This is a genomic window from Chryseobacterium sp. Mn2064, from assembly GCF_049319685.1.
GTDB lineage: Bacteria > Bacteroidota > Bacteroidia > Flavobacteriales > Weeksellaceae > Chryseobacterium.
This window is the reverse complement of record NZ_JBMOUE010000006.1, coordinates 260076-266096: the sequence shown is the minus strand read 5'-3', so window position 1 is coordinate 266096 and position 6021 is coordinate 260076. Positions and strand designations below refer to the sequence as shown.

At 35.9% G+C, this 6021-nt stretch carries 6 protein-coding genes; all 6 read right to left on the bottom strand.

The window, feature by feature from the left end; translation table 11 throughout:
• Nucleotides 1–177: 177 nt before the first annotated feature.
• The 6 genes from ACL9RH_RS20825 to bamA all read right to left on the bottom strand — a co-directional run bounded on the left by ACL9RH_RS20825 (nucleotide 178) and on the right by bamA (nucleotide 6006).
• Nucleotides 178–861 carry a hypothetical protein gene (locus ACL9RH_RS20825; RefSeq protein WP_422695256.1) on the bottom strand — a complete coding sequence of 228 codons (684 nt, stop codon included), beginning with the start codon at nucleotides 859–861 and terminating at the stop codon, nucleotides 178–180.
• 5 nt (nucleotides 862–866) lie between these two features.
• Nucleotides 867–1730, bottom strand: coding sequence for a dTDP-4-dehydrorhamnose reductase (rfbD, locus tag ACL9RH_RS20820; RefSeq protein WP_422695255.1), 864 nt, complete (start codon nucleotides 1728–1730; stop codon nucleotides 867–869).
• A 52-nt stretch (nucleotides 1731–1782) separates the two neighbouring features.
• On the bottom strand, nucleotides 1783–2268 hold the full coding sequence (locus ACL9RH_RS20815) for an acyl-CoA thioesterase (protein WP_422695254.1): 486 nt from the start codon (nucleotides 2266–2268) through the stop codon (nucleotides 1783–1785).
• A 70-nt stretch (nucleotides 2269–2338) separates the two neighbouring features.
• Complete coding sequence (locus ACL9RH_RS20810; RefSeq protein ID WP_422695253.1) at nucleotides 2339–2842, bottom strand: OmpH family outer membrane protein; 504 nt, start codon at nucleotides 2840–2842, stop codon at nucleotides 2339–2341.
• 69 nt (nucleotides 2843–2911) lie between these two features.
• Nucleotides 2912–3463 carry an OmpH family outer membrane protein gene (locus ACL9RH_RS20805; RefSeq protein ID WP_422695252.1) on the bottom strand — a complete coding sequence of 184 codons (552 nt, stop codon included), beginning with the start codon at nucleotides 3461–3463 and terminating at the stop codon, nucleotides 2912–2914.
• Between the two features lie 8 nt (nucleotides 3464–3471).
• Complete coding sequence (gene bamA, locus ACL9RH_RS20800; protein WP_422695251.1) at nucleotides 3472–6006, bottom strand: outer membrane protein assembly factor BamA; 2535 nt, start codon at nucleotides 6004–6006, stop codon at nucleotides 3472–3474.
• Nucleotides 6007–6021: the final 15 nt, after the last annotated feature.

The window sequence follows — 6021 nt, the reverse complement described above, 5'->3', positions numbered from 1 at the left end:
GTGCGGCAAAGATAACAACTTATAGCAACGCAAAACAAGTTTATTTAACATAAAATTCATCTTGAAGTAATATTAATTCCTTAAACAGCTGATAAACAAAATGAAAAATTTCATATAAAACCTATATTCAAAGTATTTATATAAAGGAGAAAAATAGTAATCAGTATTTAATAGTGATTATTTAGGGTGTTCCTCTTTATAGATTGTACTTAAAAACTCAGCATAAGACTTCTCCAGGCCGATAATATCTCCAGATTTGAGATTCAAACCACCTACACCTGATGTGTCGGACTTAACTTTTAGAGCGGAAATCTGAAAATAGACATTATCATCTCCTGCTTTAGGCTGAATTTTTATTGTAGAACCTAATAATTTCTTTGTAGAGATAGTATATACTTCTCCTGGAACCATTTTTAATCTGAAAAAGGATCTTGGTGGAACGTTGTAGTCTTTTCTGTTAATGCTGATCTTCTGATCTTTTTCTGAGGAAGCAAATATATACATCTCTCCGTGCTGGGCATCCAATTTTTCTTTAGGAGTATAGTATAAAGCAATTTTATAATTGGAAGGATTGAATGGCTGGGGAGTTCCATCGATGTTTTCGAAAGGTTTTAAGGTAAAAGTATTTGCCCCAATTTCTTTCGCCTTTTTATAAATCATTGAGAATACAAGAGCGTCATCTTTAGAAAACCCCTGTACTTCAGCTTCTCCTAAATAGACAGCCTCTGAAGATGATTCTCCTTTTCTATAAAAGAATTTGTCTGAGTTGTCATTCGTTTTCTCAACCTTACTCAGGTATACATTCTGTGCGCTCCAAAGCTGGGTACCTATTAAGGAAAGTATAATTGCTATATTCTTCATATATATTAATGTTGTGAGAGGATATCAACGCATTCTTCAAGGCTGTTTTCCCAATGTTTCGGTTCTATCTTGTAAGCTTGTTCTATTTTATCTAAAGACATTGTACTTCTGACAGGTCTTTTAGCCGGGGTTGGATATTGCTCTGTTGTTAATGGGTTCAGTTGAATTGAAGATTTGGAGAATTCTGCAATTTTTTTGGCAAACTCGAACCATGTAGTTTCGGGGTAGTTTGAAAAATGGAAGATTCCATACGATTTCACTGGGGCCTGAATGATGTCCATTATTGCTTCTGCAAGATCGTTAGCATTGGTGGGTTGCCCGAACTGGTCTGCTACAATTCCCAATTCTGTTTTTTGGGAGAACAGATTCAACATTGTTTTAACAAAATTCTTGTTGAATTCAGAGTAAAGCCAAGAAGTTCTCAAAATAATCGTGTGAGGATTTATTTCCAGGGCAAGCTCTTCTCCTTTTCTTTTAGACTCTCCATATACTCCTATTGGATTGGTAAAATCATCTTCAGCATAAGGCAGGTTGGTGGTTCCATCAAAAACATAATCTGTGGAAACATGAATAAGTGTTGATTTATAATCTGCAGCAGCCTGTGCCAGGTGAGCGACTCCCTCTGCGTTTACCGCAAAAGCTTTTTCTTTTTCAGTTTCTGCAAGGTCTACCGCTGTATAGGCAGAGGCATTGATACAGTAATCGGGCTTGTTATCATAAAAGAAATCATTAACCTGCTCTTCGTTGGTAACATCTAATATGGAAGAGTCTGTAAATATAAACTCATATTGATGTTCAAAGTCCGGAGCAATTTTTCTGATACAGTTTCCTAACTGTCCGTTACTTCCTATTACTGCTATTTTTTTCATTTAAATATTATTAATTTTAATTATCAAAATCTTCTTTATGAAACGATGATCATTAAGAATTTTTTGCATTTTGGGATCTTAGAAATTTTACTCTTGCCTGGAAATCCTTCTGGATTAAATCTACGTAGAATTTATCGAATATCTGCTTTATATCTTCAGGATGAACTTCTGATTTTCTTGTTTTAACATTGAAATAAATAACAGTTACCCAAAGTACAGCGTGAATGGTTTTCTCATCTAAACTTTTCATCAGAATTTCCACTTTAGCGGTTCTGTCCTGTACATCGATGGTTTTGCTACTGATCACCACCTGGGTATTGTATCTTACTTCTTTTATATAAGCAATCTCATTTTGAATTGCAATCCAGGTACAGCCAGTCTGCTTAGTATATTCTTCATAGGTAAATCCGTAAAATGTTTCTACATGATCTTCTCTTGCATTGAACATATAATCCAGATATTTTACATTATTCAAATGTCCGATCGGATCACAATCACTAAACCTAACTTTTACCGTTGTTGATACTTCTTTTTCCATTCCGCAAAAATAAAAAAACCACCTCTAAAAGAGGTGGTTAGTTTTATAAATCTTTGTTAATTTGCTGAAATTACTGAATTCCTAATTCTTTCTTTACAGCTGGTGTAGCATCTGCTCCCGCTTTGTAAAGGAACGCAGGTGAATTTGCATCCATAACGTATTCGTAACCGTTAGCTTTAGATACTTTATCTACAGCATCGTTTAGTTTTTTCTCAATTGGTCCAAAAGCTACTTCTTGTTTCGCTTGTAGATCTTTTTGAGCTTTATCTTGCATTTGAGCTATTTCTTCCTGAATTTTTTGTAATTCAGCTTCTCTAGCTTTGTTTTCGTCTGCAGTTTTCTTGGGAGCTTCTTCAGTATATTGCTTTAATTTAGCTTGTCCAGCGTCAGCTTTTTTCTTGATTTCTGCTTGTTTTGTATCTAAGAATGTTTTAAGATCAGCATCTGCTTTCTTTTTCTCCGGCATTGCATTAAGAACTCCTATTACATCTAAAGTAGCAATTTTTTGAGCTTTTGCCATACCTACCGATACAACCATCATTACTGCTGCAAATAATACACTTAATTTTTTCATAACTGGTAAAATAAATAATTTAATTTGTTTTTAGATTTTAAATTTAAGTAAAAGTTAATTGATAAAAAATTACTTTTTACTTTTAGTGGTTTTATCTTTCTTTTCGGTTCCTTTAAGCAGGATTGTTAATACTTTTTCTGTATAATCATATTTTCCCTGAAGAAAAATAACACTAATGTTATTGCTTTTATCAAGAACCATGCCCAATCCATTTTTTTCCGCCATGGTTTTGATGGCTCCCCAGATCTGATCCTGGAACGGAACAACAAGATTTGTTCTCAGTTTGGTAATCTCACCATTGGAACCAAATCTTAGGCTGGTAGTGGTTTTGATATTTTTATCAAGATCAACAACTTCTTTTTCTCTAAGTTTAAGCTGATCTCCTATTAATAATACTTTTTCACTTTCAAAAGCAGCTTTCTTACGTTCGTATTCTGACTGCAGGTTCTGAAGTTCCGACTGCCAGGTATCAATTTGTGAATTGAGTCTTGCTTCTGCTTCTTTGTACTGAGGCATTTTGTTCAAGATCTCATTAGTATCCACTACTCCTATTTTCTGGGCATTGCTGAATCCAAAAATAAGAAGCATTACGAATGTGAAAGTTACTTTAAAGTTTTTCATGTTTATCATTATAATGTTTGGTTCATCAAGAAGTGGGTTTTTCCACCAGATTTCTCTCCTGAAATTGTTTTATCAAGTCCAAATGCGAAGTCAAATCCGATCAATCCAAATGCTCCCATGTATACTCTTACTCCGACCCCTACCGATCTTTTCAGCTGGAATGGGCTATAAGAACTCCATGAATTCCATACGTTACCACCTTCTGCAAATGTCAATGCATAGATTTTAGCTGTCTGGCTCATTGAAATCGGGTATCTCAATTCTAAAGTAAATCTGTTATAGATTGTTCCCCCTCCGGTTTGCGTAATATCTTCCGGCTGACCTCCTTCTGTACTTGCATTTTCATACCCTCTTAAAGGAACCAATTCTCTACCATCATATCTACCACCGAAAAGTCCGGTTCCCCCCATATAGAATCTTTCAAAAGGCGGAGCTCCCAAGTTGCTGTTATATCCGTCCATGAATCCCATCTCTGCAGATGATCTCAATACAAGTTTTCCTACGATCTCATTATAAACGTCGGCTTTGAACTTGATTTTGTAGAATTCCATCCACTTATATTTGTCAAGTGGAGACATGTTAGCATAGTCTTTTTTCTTAAACAGTGAATATGGAGGTGTCAGTTTTGCTGATAATTCCACATTGGATCCCATTGTCGGGAAGATAGGGTCAATACCCGCTGAGTTTCTGCTCAATCCAAGGTTGATACTAAAGTTATTGGCAGTACCATTATTTTCTGTTGTATTTCCAAACTGGAAAGGATAGTTGTTGAAGTCATACTTCTGGAACTGAAGTCCTGTGTACAGTGAGAAATAATCATCCGGCCAGTTCAATAATCTGTTTAAACCAGCTGATGCGGAGAAAATATTAAGCTTCTGTGCCGTACCGTAAGAATCTGTATACCTAACCCTAGAGTTATTTAAACTTACAGAAAGTGCAGTAGCTCTTGTTCCGAATAACCATGGTTCAGTAAATGAAACACCATAGTTCTGGAAGTATTGTCCTGCCTGAACCTGAACAGAGAAGGTTTGCCCGTCTCCTTGCGGCACTGGTTTGAAGTCTTTAAACTTAAGGAAGTTTCTCAAAGAGAAGTTATTGAACGTAAGACCAAGGGTTCCGATAAAGCTGTTACCACCGTAACCTGCCTGTAACTGTACCTGAGAAGATCCTTTTTCAACAAGCTTCCAGTTGATATCTACCGTATTATCCTGTTGGTTTGGCTGGATATCCTGACCTACCTGTTGTGGATCAAAGAACTGCATCCCTGCCAAATCAAAATAGGTTCTTTTGATTTCAGTTTTCTTGAATAATTCTCCCGGTTTTGTTCTTAGTGCTCTAAGAATTACGTGGTCATGGGTTGTTGTGTTCCCTTGCCATGTTACTTTATTCCAGGTAGCTTGTTCACCTTCGTTGATTCTTACTTCAAGGTTTACAGCATTCCCGTTCACCGATTTTTCAACAGGTGTAACATTGGAGAAAAGGTATCCGTTGTTCATATACACGGATTTGATATCTGAATCATCTTCTTTACCACCGTCTTCACCAACTTTTTTGTTGAATCCTACTGCATCGTAGATATCTCCTTTCTTATATCCTAATAGTCTCTGTAAATATTCCGTAGCGTATACAGTATTTCCGGTAAACGTAATGTCTCCGATGTAATATTGTTTACCCTCGTTAAGTTTTACATTGATCTCGTAGTTGTTTCTTTTGTTTCTCCACACAGAATCTGAAACGATTTTCGCGTCTCTATATCCCAGGGAGTTATAGTAGTTGATAAGACTCTGTTTATCTTCCTGATATTTATCTTCAATGAATTTTGAAGACTTCAAGATTCCTCCGATCCCAAAACGTTTCTGTTTGGTTTCTTTAAAAGCTTTATTTCTAAGCTTTTTGTCTGAAACAGTTTCGTTTCCTTCGAACTCAATATGATCGATTTTGATTCTTTTACCTTTATCTACATTGATTGTCCAGTCTACTAAAGAAGGATCTCCAGCATTTACTTTATCTTCAATAGTGATTTTAGCATCTGCAAAACCTTTTTTGATATAGTCTTTCGGAACATTGGCTTTAAGACTTGAAACCAAGTTCTGAGTGATCTTTGTTCCCGGCTTCAGATTGTTGTCTTTTGCCAGTTTTTCATTTTTAGATTTACCGATTCCTTTTCCTTTGAATTTAACTTCTCCAAGTTCTTTAAGGTCTTCCAGGTAAAATTTCAAAACGACAGTTTGACCTTCAATGCTTTGAACATAAACTTCCACTTCAGAAAAGGATTGGGTATCCCAAAGCTTTTTCACAGCATTGCTGATTTTCTGTCCCGGAATGTCTACGCTCTCTCCTTTGGTCAAGCCTGTAAATCTTAAGATCTGAGCTGGTGTATATTTTTTTACCCCATCTACAACGATGTCTTTAAGTGTATAAGTGCCTGCCTCATTTCCTGCGTGTACAGCATTATTTACTTTTGTGCTGTCTTGTGGAGTTACTTGTCCATAAAAATGTGCAGAAGCAGCAAACATAATGATGGGTAATAGTCTAAACTTCATTTTATCGAGTCTTTC